This window comes from Pseudonocardia sp. N23 (genome assembly GCF_002583555.1).
In the GTDB taxonomy this organism is placed as follows: domain Bacteria; phylum Actinomycetota; class Actinomycetes; order Mycobacteriales; family Pseudonocardiaceae; genus Pseudonocardia.
On record NZ_BEGX01000004.1, the window covers coordinates 270,446 to 292,059 of the forward strand.

General features: G+C 69.7%; 22 protein-coding genes and 2 pseudogenes. 8 read left to right on the forward strand and 16 right to left on the reverse strand.

Going from position 1 to position 21,614, the window contains the following annotated elements; translation table 11 throughout:
* The first annotated feature begins 214 nt into the window (after positions 1 to 214).
* A complete protein-coding gene (locus TOK_RS03085) occupies positions 215 to 1,297 on the forward strand; it encodes a cobalamin-independent methionine synthase II family protein (RefSeq protein ID WP_172457374.1) in 1,083 nt (360 codons plus the stop codon).
* Between the two features lie 162 nt (positions 1,298 to 1,459).
* On the opposite strand, the gene TOK_RS03090 is transcribed toward TOK_RS03085, so the two are convergent.
* From TOK_RS03090 to TOK_RS03100, 3 genes and pseudogenes are all read right to left on the reverse strand, one after another.
* A complete protein-coding gene (locus TOK_RS03090) occupies positions 1,460 to 1,939 on the reverse strand; it encodes an MFS transporter (RefSeq protein ID WP_141566245.1) in 480 nt (159 codons plus the stop codon).
* Positions 1,940 to 2,370: 431 nt separating this feature from the next.
* A pseudogene (locus TOK_RS03095) lies at positions 2,371 to 2,648 on the reverse strand (NAD(P)(+) transhydrogenase (Re/Si-specific) subunit alpha); the annotation flags it as partial.
* Between the two features lie 142 nt (positions 2,649 to 2,790).
* Complete coding sequence (locus tag TOK_RS03100) at positions 2,791 to 3,600, reverse strand: SDR family NAD(P)-dependent oxidoreductase (protein ID WP_098956225.1); 810 nt, start codon at positions 3,598 to 3,600, stop codon at positions 2,791 to 2,793.
* A 186-nt stretch (positions 3,601 to 3,786) separates the two neighbouring features.
* Here TOK_RS03100 and TOK_RS03105 point away from each other — a divergent pair, with 186 nt between their 5' ends.
* Complete coding sequence (locus tag TOK_RS03105; protein WP_256387950.1) at positions 3,787 to 4,554, forward strand: FAD synthetase family protein; 768 nt, start codon at positions 3,787 to 3,789, stop codon at positions 4,552 to 4,554.
* A 25-nt stretch (positions 4,555 to 4,579) separates the two neighbouring features.
* On the opposite strand, the gene TOK_RS03110 is transcribed toward TOK_RS03105, so the two are convergent.
* Positions 4,580 to 5,101 (reverse strand): VOC family protein, encoded by a 522-nt coding sequence (locus TOK_RS03110; protein WP_098956227.1) that lies wholly within the window; start codon positions 5,099 to 5,101, stop codon positions 4,580 to 4,582.
* A gap of 126 nt (positions 5,102 to 5,227) precedes the next feature.
* On the opposite strand from TOK_RS03110, the gene TOK_RS03115 reads away from it, so the two are divergent.
* A complete protein-coding gene (locus TOK_RS03115; protein ID WP_216361828.1) occupies positions 5,228 to 5,863 on the forward strand; it encodes a cupin domain-containing protein in 636 nt (211 codons plus the stop codon).
* Positions 5,864 to 6,012: 149 nt separating this feature from the next.
* Positions 6,013 to 7,413 carry a Xaa-Pro peptidase family protein gene (locus TOK_RS03120; RefSeq protein ID WP_098956229.1) on the forward strand — a complete coding sequence of 467 codons (1,401 nt, stop codon included), beginning with the start codon at positions 6,013 to 6,015 and terminating at the stop codon, positions 7,411 to 7,413.
* 59 nt (positions 7,414 to 7,472) lie between these two features.
* Here TOK_RS03120 and lpdA read toward each other — a convergent pair whose 3' ends face one another.
* From lpdA to TOK_RS03135, 3 genes are all read right to left on the reverse strand, one after another.
* A complete protein-coding gene (gene lpdA, locus TOK_RS03125; protein WP_098956230.1) occupies positions 7,473 to 8,855 on the reverse strand; it encodes a dihydrolipoyl dehydrogenase in 1,383 nt (460 codons plus the stop codon).
* A gap of 62 nt (positions 8,856 to 8,917) precedes the next feature.
* A complete protein-coding gene (locus TOK_RS03130; RefSeq protein ID WP_098956231.1) occupies positions 8,918 to 10,360 on the reverse strand; it encodes an NAD-dependent succinate-semialdehyde dehydrogenase in 1,443 nt (480 codons plus the stop codon).
* 102 nt (positions 10,361 to 10,462) lie between these two features.
* Positions 10,463 to 11,125, reverse strand: coding sequence for a GntR family transcriptional regulator (locus tag TOK_RS03135; protein WP_172457376.1), 663 nt, complete (start codon positions 11,123 to 11,125; stop codon positions 10,463 to 10,465).
* Between the two features lie 177 nt (positions 11,126 to 11,302).
* On the opposite strand from TOK_RS03135, the gene TOK_RS03140 reads away from it, so the two are divergent.
* The 3 genes from TOK_RS03140 (at position 11,303) to TOK_RS03150 (ending at position 15,396) form a co-directional block, all read left to right on the forward strand.
* Positions 11,303 to 13,480, forward strand: coding sequence for a thiamine pyrophosphate-dependent enzyme (locus TOK_RS03140; RefSeq protein ID WP_098956233.1), 2,178 nt, complete (start codon positions 11,303 to 11,305; stop codon positions 13,478 to 13,480).
* Positions 13,480 to 14,748: a dihydrolipoamide acetyltransferase family protein gene (locus TOK_RS03145; protein WP_098956234.1), complete on the forward strand. Its 1,269-nt coding sequence runs from the start codon at positions 13,480 to 13,482 to the stop codon at positions 14,746 to 14,748. Before TOK_RS03140 ends, TOK_RS03145 begins: the two co-directional genes overlap by 1 nt.
* Positions 14,749 to 14,811: 63 nt before the next feature.
* Positions 14,812 to 15,396 (forward strand): carboxymuconolactone decarboxylase family protein, encoded by a 585-nt coding sequence (locus TOK_RS03150; RefSeq protein WP_172457377.1) that lies wholly within the window; start codon positions 14,812 to 14,814, stop codon positions 15,394 to 15,396.
* Positions 15,397 to 15,494: 98 nt separating this feature from the next.
* Here TOK_RS03150 and TOK_RS03155 read toward each other — a convergent pair whose 3' ends face one another.
* The 8 genes and pseudogenes from TOK_RS03155 to TOK_RS32295 form a co-directional block, all read right to left on the reverse strand.
* Positions 15,495 to 16,382, reverse strand: coding sequence for an NAD(P)-dependent oxidoreductase (locus tag TOK_RS03155; protein WP_098956236.1), 888 nt, complete (start codon positions 16,380 to 16,382; stop codon positions 15,495 to 15,497).
* A 66-nt stretch (positions 16,383 to 16,448) separates the two neighbouring features.
* Entirely contained in the window at positions 16,449 to 16,979 is a 531-nt protein-coding gene (locus tag TOK_RS03160) for a flavin reductase family protein (RefSeq protein ID WP_098956237.1), read from the reverse strand.
* An 82-nt stretch (positions 16,980 to 17,061) separates the two neighbouring features.
* On the reverse strand, positions 17,062 to 17,226 hold the full coding sequence (locus TOK_RS03165; protein WP_098956238.1) for an IS3 family transposase: 165 nt from the start codon (positions 17,224 to 17,226) through the stop codon (positions 17,062 to 17,064).
* Complete coding sequence (locus TOK_RS03170; protein WP_172457378.1) at positions 17,223 to 17,555, reverse strand: DDE-type integrase/transposase/recombinase; 333 nt, start codon at positions 17,553 to 17,555, stop codon at positions 17,223 to 17,225. The genes TOK_RS03165 and TOK_RS03170 overlap by 4 nt, the downstream gene beginning before the upstream one ends.
* Before the next feature lie 50 nt (positions 17,556 to 17,605).
* Positions 17,606 to 17,902, reverse strand: a complete 297-nt coding sequence (locus TOK_RS31475) for an IS3 family transposase (RefSeq protein ID WP_141566246.1) — start codon at positions 17,900 to 17,902, stop codon at positions 17,606 to 17,608.
* A gap of 61 nt (positions 17,903 to 17,963) precedes the next feature.
* Entirely contained in the window at positions 17,964 to 18,254 is a 291-nt protein-coding gene (locus TOK_RS03180; protein WP_098956241.1) for a transposase, read from the reverse strand.
* 251 nt (positions 18,255 to 18,505) lie between these two features.
* Positions 18,506 to 19,141 (reverse strand): SDR family NAD(P)-dependent oxidoreductase, encoded by a 636-nt coding sequence (locus TOK_RS03185; protein ID WP_098956242.1) that lies wholly within the window; start codon positions 19,139 to 19,141, stop codon positions 18,506 to 18,508.
* Positions 19,142 to 19,211: 70 nt separating this feature from the next.
* Positions 19,212 to 19,463, reverse strand: a pseudogene (locus tag TOK_RS32295) (transposase); the annotation flags it as partial.
* On the opposite strand from TOK_RS32295, the gene TOK_RS33735 reads away from it, so the two are divergent.
* Positions 19,374 to 20,315 carry a LysR substrate-binding domain-containing protein gene (locus TOK_RS33735; RefSeq protein WP_098956243.1) on the forward strand — a complete coding sequence of 314 codons (942 nt, stop codon included), beginning with the start codon at positions 19,374 to 19,376 and terminating at the stop codon, positions 20,313 to 20,315. The pseudogene TOK_RS32295 and the gene TOK_RS33735 overlap by 90 nt on opposite strands.
* 48 nt (positions 20,316 to 20,363) lie before the next feature.
* On the opposite strand, the gene TOK_RS03200 is transcribed toward TOK_RS33735, so the two are convergent.
* Positions 20,364 to 21,566, reverse strand: a complete 1,203-nt coding sequence (locus tag TOK_RS03200; protein WP_216361829.1) for an MFS transporter — start codon at positions 21,564 to 21,566, stop codon at positions 20,364 to 20,366.
* Positions 21,567 to 21,614 lie beyond the last annotated feature (48 nt).

Genomic DNA, 21,614 nt, shown 5'->3' on the forward strand with positions numbered 1-21,614 from the left:
GTCCGCGAGTCGGACCGCCGGGCTCCCGCGATATCACGCGTTCACGCGATGCGACATGTCCTTCCCGCGGGCAGGGTCTGTCGACCGCAGTCGGAACGGAACCAGAAGATCCGGAGCCGGCGCGACCGACCGGATCCACGGCCACGCCTGCTGAGGGTTCGCCGTGACCCCTTTCACGAGAGGAATTTGATCAATGGAGATCAATCGATCTGACGTGGTCGGATCGCTGTTGCGTCCGGCACACCTACTCCGGGCCCGCGAGAACCTCGAGCAGGGCACGATTTCCGCCGCCGAGTTCAAGCGGATCGAAGACCGCGTCGTGGACGAGGTCATCGCCATGCAGGAGGGCGTGGGGCTGGACGTCGTCACCGACGGCGAGGTCAGGCGGCTGTCGTTCGTCGATCACATCGTCGGCGCGGTGGAAGGTGTCACCCTCGACGCCGAGAGCGATCACATGCCGGTGCCGTTCCACGATGATTCCGGGGCGACGACGAGCAACTTCAACATCCCGATGTCGGTCACCGGTAAGCTGAAGCGCCGGCGGATGGTGACAGTCGAAGAGTTCTCCTATTCCCGCGCGAGGGCACGTCGCCAGGTCAAGGTCACGATCCCGAGCCCGCTGCTGCTGGTGCTGCTCTGGTCGCCCACCCACTCCACGGCGGCTTACAACGATCCGTTCGACATGTTCGCCGACGGCATGGAACTGCTCAAGGACGAGGTTCTCGAGCTGGCACGACTCGGCTGTGAGTACGTTCAGGTCGACGCGCCCGACATCGCACAGCTCGTCGACGAGGAACAGCGCCAGATGTGGGAGGCGGCCGGAATCTCCGTGGAACGGGTCCTCACCGAGGGCGTCGACATGCTCAACAACCTGGCCACCGTCCCCGGAGTCACATTCGGCCTCCACCTCTGCAAGGGCAACCACGCGAGCAACTGGATCAGCGCGGGTGGCTACGAGAGCATCTCGAAGCAGGTGTTCAAGCGGGCCTCGAACTACGACGTCTTCATGCTCGAGTACGACGACTCGCGCTCCGGGTCGTTCGAGCCGCTCAAGGACCTTCCCGACGACAAGGTCGCGGTCCTGGGCCTGGTGTCGACGAAGGTCGCCGCTCGTGAGTCGTCCGACCTCCTCCTGAGCCGGATCGAGGAGGCGAGCAACTACTTCCCTCGGGAGCAGCTCGCCATCTCGACCCAGTGCGGCTTCTCGTCCGCGGGTCCGGGGAACAACATCAACGCCGAGGAGCAGCGGCAGAAGCTGCAGCTCGTGTCCGACATCGCGCACACGGCCTGGGCCTAGAGCAGGACTCCGCCCCTCGGGTGGGTGCACCGGAGGATCGAGGATCTCGTGATCCGGAGCGATGGCCGTCGACGCCACCCGCCGAGTCCCGCGTCCTGCCTGTGCTGCGTCACGCTGCACAGGCAGGACGCGCTTCCGATGCGCCGCTGTGACGCGCGCGCGTCAGCCGGTCTCGCGGATCACCGCGGGATCGACCGCAGAGGGATCGCCGGTGGCCGGGAGCCCGTCGGAGTCGGGATCCGGCCGGTTCCCGTATCGGGCCAGGACGCCGATGCCGCAGGTGGCGAGCGCCGTCGGAGCCGCTGCCAGCGCCACGATCGCCGTCGGACCCAGACCCGCGGCGAGGAGGAGGCCGCTGACCCCGGGTCCGACGATCGAACCGAGCCGGCCGACCCCGTACGCCCAGCCGACACCTGCGGCCCGGGTCCTCGTGGGGTACATCGCCGACGCGAGCACGCTGATCCCGGTCTGACCGCCGACGACTCCGACGCCGGCAAGCACGACCGAGACGAGCAACAGCGGCACCAGCGTGGTCGACGCGGTGATCCCGATGACGCCGACGATCGCGACGAGGAAGGCGATCACCAGCGACACCGGTGCCCGATCGATCAACTCGGCGACATCCATGCGCGTCCGACTCACGGAACCCCCTCCTGGACCATGACGCCGATCGGCGCCCGGGCTCGCCGAACGGGGACTCGAGCGTGCTCGGACGGCGGGACCACGCCGCCGCCGCCCGAAATGGCGGCGATCACAGACATCCTGACCGTCCCGAAATCCGCGCGGAAGACGGACTAACGCCACATTTCAACCCGCCACGAACGGTCCCGATCTGGGCGGTTCGCACCATTCCCGGATGCGACCGCGGTCACGCGCGGCCCTGCTGACCAGGCAGGTTGTCCGACAGAACGGCTAATGCCGGCGAAACCGCGGTTGACCCGCGACACGGGCCGTCCCTAGCGTGCGCGCAATGGGGTCGGGCGCCGCCGCGAGGCTCCGGCCGGCAGCGGTCGTCGACCTGACGGCGCGCTCCATTCTGACCCCTCGGAGGCAGGCGGCCGTATTGGACAACGCACCTGGTCGCCCACCTCGGACCGCGGATCCGTGGCCCGCACGATCGCCCCCAGCGACCCCGCCGCGCCGATCGCGGCCAGCCCCGCCACACCTGCCCCCACCACCAGCACCTTCGCGGGCGGGACCTTGCCCGCCGCCGTCACCTGACCGGCGAAGAACCGGCGAACGCGTGCGCCGCCTCCACCACGGCAGGGTAGCCGGCGATGCTCGCGATCGAGGACAGCACGTCCAACGACTGCGCCCGTGAGATGCGCGGCACGGCGTCCATCGCCATCGCGACCCGCGTCTCGCCGGGGCGGGCCTCGCGCACTGTTCCGATCAGCATCGCCACTCTCCTACTCTCTCGTCCGCCGTCTCCACGGCGCGGCACGGGTGGCACTCGAGCCGGACGCGGCCCCGGATGACGCCCGCAACCACGATCACGCGACGGGCTTGGACATCCCCCCGTCGACGCAGAGGACCTGGCCGGTCACGTACGACGCATCGTCGGACGCCAGGAACGCCGCAGCGGCACCGATCTCGGCCGGCTCGGCCCAGCGCCCCAGCCGGATACCCAGCGACTGCACCATCCCGGCCCGCACCTCCTCCGCGGTCTTGCCCTGCTGCCCACCGATGGCCGCGCTCTTCGTGAGCCAGCCCTCGGTCGTCGTCATCCCCGGAGAGATCGCGTTGACCCGGATGTTGCTGGGGGCCGCCTCGGTCGCCAGGTAGCTCGTGAGCGCCACCACACCCGCGTTCACGATGCCCGTCACCGACGCGTTGGGGATCAGCGCGTGGGCCGTCACGCCGCAGACGTTGACGATGGCGCCCTTCCCGTCCCGACTCAGGAACGGCAGCGCGGCCTGGGTGACGCGGAGGAAACCGATCAGCTTCGTGTCGAAGACCGAGGCCAGGACCTGCTCCTCGACCTCGGAGAGGGGCTTCGGCGTGAGCCCCGGACCGGCGTTGTTCACGACGACGTCGAGACCACCCTGCCAGGCGTGCGCCCGGGCCAGGGCACCGTTGACCGACTCCGCCTCGGAGACGTCGGCGACGACGGGAAGCACGGCGTCCGCGCCGGACTCGGCGCCGAGTCGCTCGGCCGCGTCCTTGAGCGCCGCGTCGTCGCGCGCCGCGATAACGACCTTCGCCCCCCGCTGCAGCAACGCCTGCGCGATGGCGAAGCCGATCCCCCGGCTGCCGCCGGTCACGAATGCCGTCCGGCCGTCCAGATTCCAACCTGCGCTCACGGTCTGCTCCTCCCGTTGGGAATAAGATGCTCCCCGGACACTGGACCGGGCACCGACGTCGTTGCAACCGCGACTAACGGCGGTTTCACAGAACAGTCCGTGCACCCATTCACACGTTTTCGGAGCGCTAACGATCGCGGTGCAGACTGGTCGTGGTGACCCCGGCCAGGAGTGAAGGAGGGATTCGTGATCGAGGTACTGCGCCTGGCGCTACCCGGCCCGGATCCGCGACCGCGAGACCGCCGGCACCGAACCGGCGGAATTCGATCCGCCAGGGTCGCGATCGGCACTTTCGACGGGGTGCACCTGGGGCATCGGCAGGTCCTTCGCGAGTGCGACACCGTGCTCACGTTCGATCCCCATCCGATCCATGTGCTGAAGCCGGGAAACGCACCGAGCCTGCTGAGTGATGGCCGGCTGAAACTCCGGAAGCTCGCGGCATTGGGAATCCGGCGCGCGGTCATCGTCCCGTTCGACGTGGCCTGGTCGCGCGTATCGGCCGACGACTTCGTCGAGGACGTCATCCTCGACGGGCTCGACGCCGGGTTCGTCAGCGTCGGCGAGGGCTTCCGGTTCGGCGCGCACGGCGCCGGCACCACCTCGACGTTCGGTCGCTATCCGACGCTGCGCACCCGGGTCGTCCCGACCGTCACCTGCGGCCCGGCCGGGGAGCCGATCTCGTCGACACGCATCCGCCGGCTCGTCCTCGAAGGGCGGGTCGAGGCCGCAGCCGATCTGCTCGGCGCCCCGCTCAGCCTCCCGGCGCTCGTGGACGAGGACGGCCGGCTGTCCGTGGCAGCTGAGTTCGCCCGCCCCGCACCCGGGCTCTACCTCGGACACGTCGACTGCCACCGCTGCATTCTTCGGGTGCGTGAAGACCTGAGGGTCGAGGTCCCCGGGACTCCCCGGACCGGCACCCGGGTGACGGTGACGTTCGTGGAGCAGGCCTCGTAGGCCGCGCTGCTCGCGGGTCCATCGCTCAGCAGGCAGGGTTCCTCGGGTCCCACAGCCGGCCGGATGTGTACCGCTCGTAAGCCTTCCCGCCGGGATAGCTGACCAGCTCCAGTTGGAGACCCCACGGGGCGAGGAAGTAGACCCAGCTCTGGCCGGCACTGGGGCCGGACGTGCGCACGGTCGGCTCGCCCATGACCTGCACGCGCCGGGCCCGGAGATGGGCGAGCGCCGCGTCGAAGTCGTCGACGTAGAGGGCGAGGTGGAACCCGCCGACGTCGCTGTTGCGGGGCTGGGTCCGGACCTGGTCGGCAGCGGTGTACTCGAAGAGCTCGATGTTGAGGCCGAAGCCCAGCCGCAGGAAGCGAAGGCGATCGACCCTGGCATCGCGCGCGACGCCGAGGTGGGTTCGCATCCAGTCACCCTCGGACTCGATGGGACCGAGGTCGTAGAACTGCTCGGCGCCCAGTACGTCGACGAAGAACCGGGTCGCGGCCTCGAGGTCGGGCACCGTGATCCCGATATGGTCGCCTCCGCGGAGACCCGGCATGCCACCGTCACTCACACTCGCCTCCTGACGTTTAGTATTACTGTACACCGGGCGATAGGCTCTGCAGTAGCACTGATCATCACTCTGCCATGCTCGTGCAGGCCGACTCGAGGAAGGCGTCCGCCCGTGGAACCCGAAGCACGAACCCGCCTGCGTACCGCCCGCACGGACGCGCAGCTGAGCGTCCGTGAGCTGAGTCGTCGCGTCGGCATCTCGCCCAGCATGCTGTCCCAGATCGAGAACGGGCACTCCGAACCGTCGGTCGCCACCTTGTACTCACTGGTCTCCGAGCTCGAGATCTCGCTCGACCAGCTCCTGGCCGGTCCCGGCGCCGAGCGCGGCCCGCGGGCCCCCGTGACGCCGTCCCCCCTGGTCACCCCCGACCGTCGCGCCGTACTCGTGATGGAGAGTGGGGTCACATGGGAGCGGCTGACCCACGACTCCGACCCGATGGTCGCCGCCCTGCTCGTGACCTACCCGCCGGACAGCAGCTCCTCGGTCAACGGCGGTCTGATGCGACACCAGGGCCATGAGTACGCCTTCCTGTTGTCCGGGCGCCTGACCGTGCGTCTCGGCTTCGACACCCTCCACCTGGAGCCGGGCTCGTCGATCAGCTTCGACTCCACGGTGCCGCACCTGTACCTGAACGAGGGCGACGAGCCCGCGAGGGGGCTGTGGCACGTTGTGACCAGCGCGCCGGCGGCGGCCGACCCCGCCGCCGAGTGGCGGCCCGTGGGTGCTCCGCTCCAGCAGTCCTCCTAGACCACTCCAAGGCCCGGCTCCGGCCGGCGGGTGTTGACGCATCACACCGATCCGGTGTTAAGTAATACTTAACGCACGCGCGCCACACCCGAGTCGGCGGCGCGCGTGCGTCTCACCACCTGCGGTGTCCACTGAGCAAAGGAGCTGTGATGGCAATCCCGACGTTCGGGCCGAACGCGGTGGACTGGGAGACCCGCGTCGACATGGGCCGGCTCCGTGACGAGCGGCTCGCCCGGCTCCGCGCCACGCTGGAGAAGTCCGATCTCGGAGCGATCCTGGCCTTCGATTTCGCCAACATCCGGTACATGACCTCGACCCACATCGGTACCTGGGCCGTCGACAAGATGATCCGGTTCTCGCTGCTGGTGCGGGGCGGTGAGCCGATCGTGTGGGACTTCGGGTCGGCCGCGAAGCACCACCAGCTCTACAACCCCTGGCTGGACTACTCGGCCGCGCACTCCGACGGCGACCCCCACGGCGCCCACCACGGTGCCGACCGCCGCAACCCGAGCGGCGCCCGCGCCGGGATCTCGACGTTGCGCGGCGCCATCAACCCCCTCGTCGGCATGGGCGACTCCGTCGCGCAGAAGATCAAGCGCGAGCTGGAGCTCTACGGGCTCCTCGACGAGCCCCTCGGTGTCGACGTCATCGAGCTCCCGGTCCTGACGGCGCTGCAGAACGCCGGCGTCACCGTCGTCGACGGACAGCAGGTGTTCCTCGAGGCCAGGCGGATCAAGACCCGCGACGAGATCCACCTGCTCACCCATGCGTGCTCGATGGTCGACGCCGCCTACGAGAACCTCTACGAGTTCCTCCGGCCGGGAGTGCGCGAGAACGAGTGCGTCGGCGTGGTGGCCAAGACCCTCTACGATCTCGGCTCCGAATTCGTCGAGGGCGTCAACGCGATCTCCGGGGAACGCTGCGCGCCGCACCCCCACGTCTTCTCGGACCGGATCGTGCGGCCCGGCGACCCGGCGTTCTTCGACATCCTGCACAGCTACAACGGCTACCGCACCTGCTACTACCGCACCTTCGCCGTGGGGAGTGCGTCGTCGGCCCAACGTGACGCCTACACGCAGTGCCGTGAGTACATGGACGAGGCCATCAGCCTCGTCCGCCCCGGTGCGACGACCGCCGACATCGTCTCCGTATGGCCGACGGCCCAGGAGTTCGGGTTCCCAGACGAGGAAGCGGCCTTCGCCCTTCAGTACGGCCACGGCGTCGGCCTTTCCATCTGGGAGAAGCCGGTGTTCTCCCGCCTCGTCTCCCTCGAACACCCCGAGGTGATCGAGGAGGGCATGGTGTTCGCGCTGGAGACCTACTGGCCGTCCAAGGACGGCTGGGGCGCCGCCCGGATCGAGGAGGAGCTCGTGGTCACCGCCGACGGCTGTGAGGTGATCACGAAGTTCCCCGCCGAGGACCTCCTCGTCGCCGGGCAGCGGTACTTCACCGTGGCCGGTCCCCTGCCCACGGAGCGCGACTCCCAGTCGCACCTGAACACCGAGGCGGGCTCCCGCGCCGGCTGCCGCGACGTTCCGGCGGGCCCCTGACGCGAGACCTGCTCCACCTCTTCGGCCTCGCCACCGCGGGGCCGAAGACGTCTCACCGGTCAGTGGACGTGCAGCGGTTTCCCCGCGAGCAGCAGGTGTGCCTCGCCCAGCGCCTCCGACTGGGTCGGGTGGGGGTGGATCAGACCGGCGACATCGGCCGCCGTCGCCTCCCAGTTGACGATCAGCTGCGACTCGGCGACGAGCTCGCTGACGCGGTCACCCACCATGTGGACGCCGACCACGGTCCCGTCCGCGGTCAGGGCGACCAGCTTCACCGCGCCGCCGGTGCGCAGGATGGCGCTGCGACCGTTGCCGGACAGGTCGTAGGTGACCACCCGGACCGCGTCGTCGCCGTACCGCTCCCGCGCCCGGGCTTCGGTGAGCCCCACGGACGCGATCTCCGGCGACGAGTACGTCACCCGTGGCACCCCGTCGTAAGAGATCGGGTCGGGGTTCAGGCCGGCGAGGTGCTCGGCCGCCAGGATGCCCTCGGCGAAGCCGACGTGGGCGAGCTGCAGGGTCGGGACCAGGTCTCCCACCGCGTAGACACCGGGTGCGGTGGTCCGGCCGGACTCGTCGACGACGACGAAACCGTTGCCGTCCATCACGATCCCGTGCTCGGCGAATCCGAGCCCTTCCGTGACCGGGCTCCGGCCCACGGCCACCAGGAGGACCTGCGCGTCGAGCGAGGTGCCGTTCTCCAGACGCACCTGCACGCCGTCGGGACCCTTGGCCGTCCCGGCGACCGCCGAACCCAGATGGTGGGCGATGCCGCGCCGGCGGAACGCCCGCTCCAGCAGCTTCGAGCTGGACTCGTCCTCCAGCGGGACCAGGTGGTCCCGCGCCTCGACGATGGTGACCTCGGCGCCCAACGAGGTCCAGGCCGAGGCGAACTCGCAGCCGATGACCCCGCCGCCCAGGACTATCGCCGACTCGGGCACCGACGCTCGGGCGAGGGCGTCCTCGCTGAACAGGACGGTCCCGCCGTCGGGGACGATGCCCGGCAGGGACCGGGAGCGGGAGCCGGTGGCGAGGACGAGCGCCGATCCGGTGTAGGTGTCCTCCCCCGCCCGCACCGTGCGGGCCGCGACGAGCGTGCCGTGCTCCTCGACGACCGTGATCCCGCGGCTGCGGATCAGACCGGCGAGGCCGTTCCAGTTCTTGTCGATGACCTCACGCATGTACTCGTGCACACCGGACATGTCGATTCCGGCGAGGCGGCTGTCCACACCGAAGCGGTGCCCCTCGCGCGTGACGTCGGCGACGTCGCCCGCGTGCAGCAACGCCTTGGTGGGGATGCACCCGCGGTGCAGGCAGGTTCCGCCCAGCCGGTCCTTCTCGATCAGGACGACCGAGCGCCCGAGCTCCGCCGCGCGCAGTGCGGCGGCGTAGCCACCGCTCCCTCCGCCGAGGACCACGAGGTCGACGTCGTGGTGAGACATGCTGGTGTTCCCATCGTGAGTGTCGGGTGTGCGGTGGTCGGAACGGAGTGCGGGCGGCGCACCTAGAGCCCGGCGGCGATGTACTTCGTCTCCAGGAACTCGTGGATGCCGGCGAAGCCACCCTCCCGGCCGATGCCACTCTCCTTCATGCCCCCGAACGGGGCGGCGGGATCGGACAGCGCTCCGCGGTTGAGCGCGACCATTCCGGCATCGAGCCGATCGGCGACCGCGAAGGCCCGCTGGACGTCGCGCGAGTACACGTAGCTGATCAGCCCGTAGGGGGTGGCGTTGGCCATCCGGACCGCGTCGTCCTCGGACTCGAACGTGACGACCGGCGCCACCGGGCCGAAGATCTCGACGCCGAGGATGTCGGCGTCGGGGTCGACTCCCGTCAGGATCGTCGGCGGGTAGAACGCGCCGGCGCCGGCGACGCTCGTGCCGCCCACGACGGCGCGGGCGCCCGCCGACGTCGCGGCGTCGACGATCTGCTCGACCTTGGCCCGCTCCACGACGGACACGAGCGATCCGATGTCGCTGGCGGCGTCGATCCCTGGGCCCACGCGGAGTCGCTGCATCGCATGGCTCAGCTGCGCCGTGAACTCCCGGGCCACGGCGGCGTGCACGTAGAAGCGGTTCGCCGCGGTACACGCCGCGCCGCCGTTGCGGAGCTTGGCGATGAGTGCACCGGCGACCGCGGCCTCGACGTCGGCGTCCTCGAGCACGAGGAACGGGGCGTTGCCGCCGAGCTCCATCGAGGTCCGGACGACCTGGTCGGCGGATTCGTGCAGTAGCTTCACCCCCACCTCGGTGGATCCGGTGAAGGACAGGTTCCGGACCCGTGGGTCGTGCAGCATCTCCCGGACCCGGACCGGGGTCGGAGCAGCGACCACGACGTTGACGACGCCGGCAGGGACGCCGGCGAGCTCGAGGACCTCGGCGATCGCGAGTGCGGTCAGCGGCGTCTCCGACGCGGGCTTGAGCACGACGCTGCAGCCGGCGGCGAGCGCAGGCGCCAGCTTCCTGGTCGCCATCGCAGCCGGGAAGTTCCAGGGCGTGACGAGCAGGGACACCCCGACCGGCTGATGTGTCACGACGATGCGCTTGTCGCCCGCCGGCGCCGTCCGGAAGTCGCCCGGGACACGCACGGCCTCCTCGGAGAACCACCGGAAGAACTCGGCCGCGTAGGCGACCTCGGCCCGCGAGTCGGCGAGCACCTTGCCGTTCTCGAGAGTGATGATGCGCGCGAGCTGCTCACCGTGCGCGGTCATGATCTCGAACGCGCGCCGGAGGACCTCGGCACGGTCTCGCGGGCTGGTCCGCGCCCAACCCGGGAGGCTCTCAGCAGCCGCGTCGACCGCGGCCCCGCATTCCGCCGCCCCGGCCACCGAGACCGAGGCGAACTCCTTCCCGGTTGCGGGGTCCACCACCGGCAACCGGTCGGCGGTGTCCACCCGGTTCCCCCCGACGAACAGCTCCCCCCGAGGTGCGGTGTCGACAGTCGTCATGCCCAGTAATGGATCCATTTGGCCATCGTGGAGCGGCCCCCTGACAAAGTCAACCGTCAGCGGTTCATTTTTGGATCCATCTCACGTGGCAGCGAGCCCGAGCTAGTCGTCGAAGATCTCCGGGTGATCGACGAGCTGGATGCGGGTCCGGCGGATGTGACCGGACAGGAAGCGCTCGCAGTCGACCTCGTCGCGCCGGGCGATCGCGTCGAGCAGGAGGCGGTGCTCGGCGTTGACGATCATCCACCGCTCCTCCGCCTTGTGCAGCATGAAGGCCCGACGGTAGTGCTGGGTGGAGTTCCACAGTCGCGTCACGGAGGCGAGGAGCTCGCCGCTGGGGCAGCCGACATAGCTCAGGAGATGGAACTGCCGATCCAGGTCGAGGAAGGTGGCGACGTCGGTGGTCGCCTCGATCCGGTCCTGCAGGCGGTACAGCTCGGCCTCGTGCGCCGAGGTCAGGTGAGGCAGGCTCAGCCGCAGCGCGAGCGTCTCGATGCGCTCGCGCATCTCGTAGATGACGTCGAGCTGAGCCCGGTCGAATGCGGGTACCCGGGCACCCTTGTTGACCTCGAGCTGAGTGAGCCCCTCGGCCTCGAGCATCCGGAGGGCCTCACGGACCGGCAGCCGGCTCGCGCCGAGCTGCTCGGCGATCTCCTCCTGCCGGATCCGACTGCCGGGCCGTATCTCCCCACTGAGGATGGCCTGCCGCAGATGCGCCGCCACGCGCTCGCTGGCCGCCTCGCCGCGAGGCGCGGTGTCGCCCACGAGGAGCACCTCCCTGTTCGTCGACGCCCGGCAGCTCCACGCCGGGCGTCCCCGACGAAGTGTAGGCACCGGTCCGGCGCATCGAATCCAGCCGCCGCCATTTGCCCTTGGCCTAGCAACGTAGTAAAAATGGATCCATTCTGGCGGGATTGACCAGAGCTGGACTCAGGAGCTCCCATGACTCGGCACCACAAGATGACCTATGACGCACCTTGGATCGAACTGCGCGCCGGCGAACCCGACTGGCTCAGCGCCGATCCCGGGCTTCTGACGGACATGTACGCCCAGCTCGTGCTGATCCGGGTGTTCGAAGAGTACGTCCTGGAACTCGCCGGCAAGGGCCTGATCCACGGGCCGGCCCACTCGAGCATCGGCCAGGAAGGCGGCGCGGTCGGGTCGGCACTGGCACTCGGCTCCGGCGACACCGTCAACGGCTCGCACCGGGGACACCACCAGTTCCTGGCCAAGGCGCTGCGGCACCTCCACCCCGACGGCATCGACGCCACTGCCGAGTTCTCACCGGACGTGCGTGCCCTCGCGCTCCGCACCCTGGGCGAGATCTGCGGGCTCGACCGGGGCTTCTCGCACGGGCGCGGCGGGTCGATGCACCTGCTGTGGAAGGAGGCGGGCGCCATCGGCACCAACGCCATCGTGGGCGGGGGCGTCCCGCTCGCCGCCGGATCGGCGATGGCGCACCGGATGTCGGGGTCCGACGCGGTCTCGGTCACCTACTTCGGCGACGGAGCCACCAACATCGGCTCGACTCTGGAGACGTTCAACCTGGCCGCGGCGTGGTCGCTGCCGCTGTGCTTCTTCGTCGAGAACAACCTCTACGCCGTGTCCACCCACATCGCCGAGGTCACCGGCGAGCCGAGGCTGTCCGCCCGCGGCCCGGGCTTCGGGATCCCGAGCTGGAAGGTCGACGGAATGGATCCACTCGCCGTCCACCTGGCGATGCGTGAGGCGACCGAGCACATGCGAGCAGGTCGCGGCCCAACCATGATCGAGGCCGAGGTCTACCGGTACTTCCACCAGAACGGGCCCTACCCCGGGAGCGCCTTCCGCTACCGGAGCAAGGAGGAGGAGGCGGAGTGGCGCCGTCGCGACCCCGTCGCATTGACGGCATCCTGGCTGACCCGCCGCTCGATCCTCTCCCAGCAGGAGGTCGACGACGTGGTCAAGCGCGCCCAGGCGCTGATGGACGAGGTCGGCGCGGAGCTGCTGGAGGACGACCCCACCGCCAAGGCCGGCGTCCGTCGCATCAAGCGCGGTGAATGGCCCGACCCGACGTTCGTCGACGTGGGGGTGCGGGGCGACCTGAGCGAGTTCGACGAGGTCCGGGTGGCCGATCGGGCCGACGTCCGCGGTGAGTTCCGCGAGGCCCGCCTCATCGAGGTCGTGGCCGACGTGATGGACCGCCGGATGGCGACCGATCCCGGCGTGGTGGTCCTCGGCGAGGACGTCCACCGGCTCAACGGCGGTACCAACGGCGCCACCCGCGGCCTGAAGGAGAAGTACCCCGACCGCGTCCTCGGCACCCCCATCAGCGAGAACGCGTTCGCGGGCCTCGGCGGCGGGATGGCCCTGGACGGCCGGTACAAGCCGGTCGTCGAGTTCATGTACGCCGACTTCATGTGGGTAGCGGCCGACCAGCTGTTCAACCAGATCGGCAAGGCACGTCACATGTTCGGTGGGGAGAGCGCGGTGCCGTTCGTGCTGCGGTCCAAGGTGGCGATGGGAACCGGGTACGGCTCGCAGCACTCCATGGACCCGGCGGGCATCTTCGCCACCTCCGCGGGGTGGCGGATCGTCGCGCCCTCCACCCCGTTCGACTACATCGGGCTGATGAACTCGGCCTTGCGGTGCAAGGACCCCGTCGTGGTCCTGGAGCACGTCGACCTCTACGAGACGACCGGTGACGTGCCGGTCGACGACCTCGACTACCACCTGCCGGTGGGCGCGGCCGCCGTACGCAGGGAGGGCAGCGAGATCACCGTGCTCACCTACCTCGCCATGACCCGGTACGTCCTGGAAGCCGTGTCGGCCGACGGCGCCCCCGACGCGGAGGTGATCGACCTGCGCTGGCTGGACCGGGCGAGCATCGACTGGGACACCATCGGCGAGAGCATCCGCAAGACGAACAACGTCCTCATCGCCGAACAAGGGGCCCTCGGGACGTCGTACGGCGGATGGCTCGCCGACGAGATCCAGCGCCGTTTCTTCGACTGGCTCGACCAGCCGGTGCAGCGCGTGACCGGCGGCGTCGCCTCCCCCAGCATCTCCAAGGTCCTCGAGCGCGCGGCGATCGCGCGCACCGAGGAGGTCGCCGCGCGGCTCACGGAGGTGGCCTTCTGATGGCCGCCGTGATGCGGATGCCCGAGCTGGCCGCGAACACTCCGGAGGCCACGCTCGTCGAATGGCTCGTCGCCGAGGGCGCGAGCGTCGCCGCGGGTGACGCGATCGCCTCGGCCGAGACGGCCAAGGCCACTGTGGACATCGAGGCCGAGATCGGCGGTCACATCCTGCGGCTCGTCGCCACACCGGGCAGCGACGTCGCGGTCGGCGCACCTCTCGCCGTCATCGGCGCCGAGGGCGAGAGCCTCGCCGGCCTCGACCTCGGCGCCGACGGCCCCGACGGGCCCGCCACGGGCGCCGCACCGTCCCTCCAGGCGCCCGGGCCGGCCCCTGACGTCCCTGGCATCCCTGCTCGACCGGAACCGACGAACGCGCCCGGCCGGCAGATCGGCGGGCGCATCTTCGCGAGTCCGCTCGCCCGCAAGCTCGTTCGCGACGAAGGGCTGGACCTGTCCGAGCTCCGGGGGACCGGACCGGGCGGACGGATCGTGCGCCGGGACGTCACCGCCGCCGTGGCGAAGCGGGCCGCGGCCGCCCCCGCCGCGCCTCCGGTGCGACCGACCGCTCCGGCGAGCACAGAGCCGACCGCGACCGGCCACGACATCCCGCACACGCGCCTGCGTCGCGCGATCGCGAGCCGGCTGACCGAGAGCAAGCAGACGGCGCCGCACTTCTACGTCCGTGCCTCCGCGCGCGTCGACGCGCTGCTCGCGCTGCGTGAGCAGATCAACGAGCACGCGACGTCGCGGATCTCGGTCAACGACCTGGTCGTGATGGCCGTGGCCAAGGCACACCAGGCGATGCCGCGGATGAACGTGATCTGGACGCCGGATTCGGTCCGGCAGTTCGACTCGGTCGACATCGCCGTCGCCGTGGCGACCGCCGACGGCCTCGTCACCCCGGTGGTGCGCTCAGTCGAGACCATGAACGTCTCCGCGCTGGCCACAGCTACCCGCGACTTCGCCGCACGGGCCCGCGACAGCAAGTTGCGGCCCGATGAGCTCGAGGGCGGCAGCATCACCGTGACGAACCTCGGGATGTACGGGACCGAGGACTTCGCGGCGATCATCAACCCGCCGCAGTCCTCGATCCTGGCCGTCGGAGCGGCCCGCGAGTCCGTCGTGGTCGAGGAGAGCCAGTGCGTCGTGGCCCGCACGATGCGCGTCACGCTCTCGGTGGACCACCGGCCCATCGACGGTGCGGTCGCGGCGCAGTGGATGCAGGAGTTCGTCGCCCTCCTCGAAAGCCCCCTGCGGATCGTGACCTGAGCTATGGCCGCGGGACATCCGGTTTCGCGCCGAACGCACCCGAACCGATCGAAAGGTGATCCCATGCCACTGGTGCCGTTGCTGACAGCAGACGAGTTCTCCACGGTCGACCGACCCACGCTGACCGCCGGGGTCGACGCGTACGGCCAGGTCCTGAACACCTGGGCCGCCATCGGGAACAGTCCCGGTCTGTTCGCGGCCTACCTGCCGTTCCTCAAGCAGGTCAACGGCCCGGGCGCGCTCGAGGTCCGGGTGAAGGAGCTGGCAGCCGTCCGCGTCGCGGTGCTCAACCACTGCCGCTACACGGCGAGCCACCGCTGCACGTCGGCGCTGGCCAAGGGCGTCAGCCTCGCCGAGCTGGCGGCCGTGGCCGGCGGTGAGCTCGACGGCTTCACCGAGCGCGAGCGGATCGCCCTCGTGCTCGCCGAGGAGATCACGCTGTCGGTCCCCCTGCTCTCCACCGACAGCAGCCTCACCGGGGTCACCCCCGGCCTCCGCGACGAGGCGCACCGCCTGTTCGAGCCGGCCGAGCTGGTCGAGCTGGTCATGTCCATCAGCGTCTGGAACGCGTTGTCCCGCTTCCACCGCGTCATGCTGTTCGACCTGGACATGCCGGGAGCGCCCGAGCCCGTCGCAGCTCTGCTCTGATCCCACGATCCAGGAGAGGCCGGCCGCGCGACTGCCCGGCCGGCCTCGATGGTGTCCTGATCGGCTCTCCGTGCGCGAGTGCCCGGGGCCGGTAGCCCTCAGGTGGTGGCCTGGCCGGCCTCACGCTGCAGGCGGATGAGCAGGGACATGAAGTCCAGCTCCCCCAAGCCGGTCGAGATGCAGGCCTGCAGCAGCTGGTGGACGACAGCGGTGATCGGCAGCGGGACGCCGCCGGCGGCGGCCGACTCGAGCACCAGGTCCAGGTCCTTACGCATCAGCCGCGAGCTGAACGTCGACTCGTAGTCGTCGGCCAACAGCGGTCCGATCTTGTACTTCACCAAAGGCGACGCCACCGCCGAGGCACCGACGATCTCGAGGAGCGTGTCACGGCGTACGTCGTGGGACTCGGCCAGGGCGATGCACTCCGCGAGGAGCTCGGCCGTACCGGCGACCATGAGGTTGAGCGCCAGCTTGATGACGCGCGCCGCGTCGCCCGCACCGGCGTAGAACACGTGGGGGCCGATGTCGCGCAACAGACCCTGCGAGGAGGTGAAGACCTCCTCCTCACCGGACGCGACGATCGTGAGGTTCCCCGCCCGCACGACCCCCGGGTTCCCGCTCACCGGGGCACGCAGGTACCCGACGCCACTGGACCCGGCCTCGGCGGCGACGTCCCGGGAGACCGTCTCCGAGACGGTGCTCATGTCGATCAGCGTCTTCCCCTTACCCTGCACCGCACGGGCCAGCCCGCCCTCGGCCGCGAGGGCCAGGTCGGCCAGGGCCCGGGAGTCGGCCACCATCGTGATGCAGACGTCGGACCGGTCCCAGGCCTCGGCCGGGTCGCGCAACAGGAACGCGCCCATCGCGACCAGAGCGTCCGCCTTGCCCGTCGACCTGTTCCAGACGCTCACATCGTGGCCGGCTCCGACGAGCCGTTCCGCGATGGCGGACCCCATCTGGCCGAGCCCGAGCACGGATACGTTCATGTGTGATCTCCTGACGACGAGTGCGCAGGCGCGCACGTGAGAGCCGGATGGTGTCCGCGCGGCCGGCTACAGCGATGCCGCGAGCTGCCAGTCGAAGGCGAGCCGGGCGTGCGAGTCGGGGTCGCAGAGGCTGCCGAACCGCCCACCGAAGTACACGAGCGGATCCGAGTCGCCGGAGTAGCCACAGCTCTCCACCTCGCCGATGAAGATCGTGTGATCCCCTCCGGGAAGCTCCTCCTTCACCCTGCACGAGAAGTGCGCGACCGCGCCCTCGACGACCGGGATCTCGTAGTCGGGACGGAACCCGATACCGGCGAACTTGTCGTCACACCGGCTCGCGAACCGAAGGGCGTGCCCTTCCTGTCCCTGCGCGAGAACGCTGACGGCGAAGACCCCGGAATCGGCGATCGCGTGCCTCGTCGCGAGCTTGTTCCCGACGCACACCAGCAGCATGAGCGGGTCCAGCGAGACGGACGCGACTGCGCTCGCTGTCATTCCGGCCGGACCATTCGGGGTGATGGTCGTGACCCCGGTCGTGAACCGTGCCATCGCTCCGCGATAGATGGTGCACATGTCCTGCGCCGCCGAAGTGGTCATGATGCCCTCCGTTGCCTGTACGAGATGGCACCGAGTGTGGCTGACCGCATGTTTATCGACGCGAAATCGTGAAGTGACCCCGTCAGCCGGACACCTCGATCTGTGTCGTGATCTGCTGCTCGTAGGCGGCGGGGCTGAGGTTGCCCAGCCGGGAGTGGCGGCGCAAGGGGTTGTAGAAGCCCTCGATGAAGGAGAACACCTCCATCTCGAGTTCGTGCCGGCTCGGCCAAGCCCTTCGATAGATCATCTCTTCCTTGAGCGTGGCGAAGAACTCTCGGCCATGGCGTTGTCGAAGGCGTCGCCGATGCTGCCCATCGAGGCGACCACGCCGGAGGTGCGTAGGGTGCGACCGAAGTCGATCGAGGTGTACTGGACTCCGTGGTCGCTGTGGTGGATCAACCCGGCGGCCGGTTTGCGCTGGTGCAAGGCCATCCCGAGGGCGTCCAGGACGAGCTCGCGACGCGGGTGATCAGCCATCGCCCAGCCCACGACACGGCGGGTGCAGGCGTCGAGAACCACGGCGAGGTAGAGGAACCCCTCCCAGGTGCGCAGGTAGGAAATGTCAGCGACCCACAACTGGTCCAGACCCTCGGCGACGAACTGCCGTTTGACCAGGTCCGGGCGACCTACCCGGCGCCGACGCGGGAGCGCTTCTTGCCGTGGCGGCGACGGTGGATGCCCTCGATGCCCGCGACGGTCATCAGCCGAGCGACCTTCTTGCGGTTCCAGGCCCGGCCCTTCTGGTCACGGTCGCGGATCTCGGCAGTCAGGCGGCGGGCGCCGTAGCTGCGGCGGTGCTCGGCCCAGGCATCGTGGAGTTCGTTCGCGGCGTGCGCGTCATCGAGGTCGTCCTCGGAGATCACGGGCCGGCCGCGACCGATCCAGTCGTAGAACGCCGACGTGCCGACCTGCAGGACCCGCACAGGAGACGGACGGGATAGGTGGTCTTCTCCGCGGCGATGAACCCGTAGATCGCTTCTCGGGTCACCGGTCTGTCTCCCTCGCGAAGAAGACCGCGGCCTTTCGCAGCACCTCCTTCTCCAGCTCCAGCTCCGCGACCCGCCGGCGCAGCCGGGCCAGCTCGGCGCGTTCCTCGCCGCTGACCGCGGCCGGGCCGTCACGGCGTTCCCGGCGCAACGCCTCGACCCAGTTCCGCAGGGTCTCGTGATTGACCCCGAGCTCACGGGCTACGTCCCGGATCGAGCGGCCACCGTCGAGTGCCAGCTTCGCGGCGTTGCGCCGGAACTCCTCGGGGTACTTGCTTCGACGCCCCATCGCGCGTCCTCCTCCTCGGCTTCTGCCAAGTCTGGAGGTGTCCGGCCAGCGGGGGTCACTTCACATCGCGTCAGGAGGCGGGACGCGAGCGAGCGGGTTCGCGAGACTGAGGTGAGGCCGCACGGCATCAGCCGGAGGTCCGCTTCCGACGTGGCGGCTATGGGCCCTGGCCGCATGGCGGTCGCGCTGGGTACCGCTCGCAGAGCGATGACGCGGAGTCCGCACTCCCCTCGACCACACCTGACCAACACTCACCAACCGCCGAACGACATCCAGCCACCGTCCACCGGAACGCTTGATCCCGTGATGTAGGAGGCCGCAGGGGACACCAGGAAAGTCACGACTCCGGCGACCTCCTCCGGGGTCGCCAGACGTCCCAGCGGAGTGCGCCGTTCAAGATCCTCGACACTGAAGTTGCCCGTTGCCATCGTGCGTTCGACGAACGGCGTTGCGACGTAACCGGGGCTGACCGAGGCCACCCGAATGGAACGGCTCGCCCAGTCGACCGCGAGGGCTTTGGTGAGACCCTCCAGACCGTGCTTTGCAGCAACATAGGCCGCGCGGCCCGGGATCGCGAAGGACCCGGCGACCGACGAGATGTTGACGATGGTCCCTCCGCGGCTGCCCATCACGGCTGCTGCGGCTTGAGAACAGAACAATGGCCCCGCCAGATTGGTGGCAAGGACTGCCGACCACTCGTCGGCCGTGATGTCCTCAGCCTTCTTGACGAGGGGGATGCCGGCGTTGTTGACAAGAGCATCCAGCTGACCGAAGGCGCTCATCGCGGCGTCAGCCAGAACCCGGCCTCCGCCAGGGTCGCTCACGTCCACACCGACGCCGACAGCTGTCCCGCCCGCCTCGGTGATATCGGCCGCACTGGCCATCATGATCGGTTACACCGTTCATCTGACACTCCCGAGGGTCCATCTCGTGATCGGTGTTTCCGGCGTCGTTGTCTCAGTAGGTCTCGGCTCCCGGCCAACGGTCACCGAACGTGATGGCGAACGCGTTGATCACAGACTTCCACCGCATCGTCCACCGGGTGCGGCCCGTCCCGGTCGGGTCCAGGCTGCGTGTCACAAGGTACAGGCATTTCATCGCTGCCTGCTCGGTAGGGAAATGGCCGCGGGCCCGGATCGCCCGCCGGTAGCGAGCGTTCAACGATTCAATCGCATTCGTGGAGCAGATCATCTGCCGGATTTCGATGTCACCTGCACGTGGCCCAGCCTGCGGCCATCCGCTCGCTGCGCGAGCTGGAGGACATCCTCGGCGTCGAGCTCTACACGCGGGGCCTCGCGGGCTCACCCCCACCGTGTTCGGCTCGGCCTTCACCACCCACGCCCGGGCGGTGATCTCGCAGCTGACGGAGGCCGGCCGGCACCTCGTCGAGCTCGGCGACGCCGATCAGGCACGGCGACCGTCGGCAGCCATCTCGCCGGGTCGAACCTGCTGGTCCCGCAGGCGATCGAGCGGCTCAAGGCGGGCCGCCCGCGGGTCACCGTGGTGGTGCGGGAGGCCACGCCGGAGGTGCTGCGCGCGGAGCTGGAGACCGGCCGGGGGGACCTGATCGTCGGACGGCTCAGCTCCGCCGGCACCCTCGCCAACGCCGTCCACGAGGCGCTCTACGAGGAGCGCATCGCCCTGGTCTGCCGGGCCGGCCATCCCGCTGTAGCGTTGTCGGATCCCGTCTTGTCCGATCTCGTCGACTACCCCTGGATCCTCCCGGGGACCGAGACCGCACTGCGGAGCGAGCTCGAGAACGTGTTCGTGCACAACGGGATCGACCTGCCCGTCAACCGTGTCGAGACGACCCCGATCCTCACGGTGCGCCACCTGCTGACCCGGACAGACGCGCTCGCGGCGCTGCCCGCCCTGATCGCGGCCGACGATCCCGGCACCGTCACGCTGTCGTTCCCCCTGGAGCTGATGAACCGCACGGTCGGCGTGACGCTGCCCAGCCACGGCTCGCGTACCCCGTCCACCGAGGCGCTGCTCGCGGAGCTTCGCGCGGTCGCGGGCGAGATCCTTGCCGCTGCTGGAGCCGACGGCCTGCCGCACTGATCGTGGAGGAAGGCCAGCGCGGCTCCGGGCCACCTGCTCCGGCGCCGCTCAGCCGGCCGCGGAACGGTGGTACGCACGCACCCCGAGGACGAGACCGAACAGTGCGAGCGTCGCCGCGAGCGCGGTGACCCCAACCGGCATGCCCCACGCACCTGCGGCGTACCCGGTGGCGACGGTGAGCACCGCTGCCGGAAGGTAGGCGCCGATGTTCAGCGCCGCGTTCGCCTCCGCCCGCTGGTCGCCCTGGACGTGCCGGGCGATGAGGCGCAGGCCGCCCAGCTGGCCGAGACCCTGGCCGGTGCCCGCGAGCAGGGCCGACGCCACGAACAGCGCCGGGTTGGCGGTCACGAGCGTGAGCACCACGGCGACCATCGCCAGCCCAGTGCTCGCGGTCCCGAACGCGAACAGCCGCGGCACGGCGAGCCGTGTGAGCAGGAGCTGCGATCCGGTGGCAGCCAGGAACATCGCGCATGCGACCCCGCCGGCCAGCAGTGGCGAGGTGTTCCCGAGCACGAGCACCAGCAACGACGGACCGAGGGACAGCACGAACGACGTCGCGGTCAGTCCGGGCGCGAACACCGCCACCCCGCTCGACAGGTACCGCCGGTTCTGCACGGCGACGCGGGGAAGGCGCGGCCACGGGAACCCTGAAGACCGCCCGGCCGGACGGTCCGCCGGCAGACCGAGGTACCCGACCAGGGCGACGACCAGTAACAGAACGTTCACACCGAAGACCGGCACAACCGGCCGGTCCGTGACCGTGAAGATCAGGCCGCCCAGCAGCGGGCCGAGGCCGGCCCCGACGACCATCGCGATCGACGCGAGCATCGACGACGCGTCACGACGGCCCTTGCCCCCGAGGTCGACGACCGCGGCCATGCCCGCGGACACCACGATCCCGACCGCGACCCCGACCAGCATTCTCGCGACGATCAGGACCGCCACGCTGTCCGCGAACATGAACAGCACGGCCGCCGCCAGCCCGATCACGATACCCGGCACGACCACGCGCTTGCGCCCGTAGCGATCGGCGGCGCGCCCGGCAACCAGCAGCGTGAGCACGAGGCCCCCGATGTAGGTGGCGAAGACGACCGTCAGGACGCCCGGCGAGAACCCGAGCTCCCGCTGCCAGTACCCATAGAGCGGCGTCGGGGAGTTGGACAGCGCGAAGACCGCCGTCACCGCCCACGCCGCTCGGGCCAGCTGTCCCCTGGACCCCGTCCGTACCAGGTCCGTGCTCGCGATCGCCACCTGCCAGCTCCTCAGTACGAGATTATTCGTACAACGAATGTACGACTT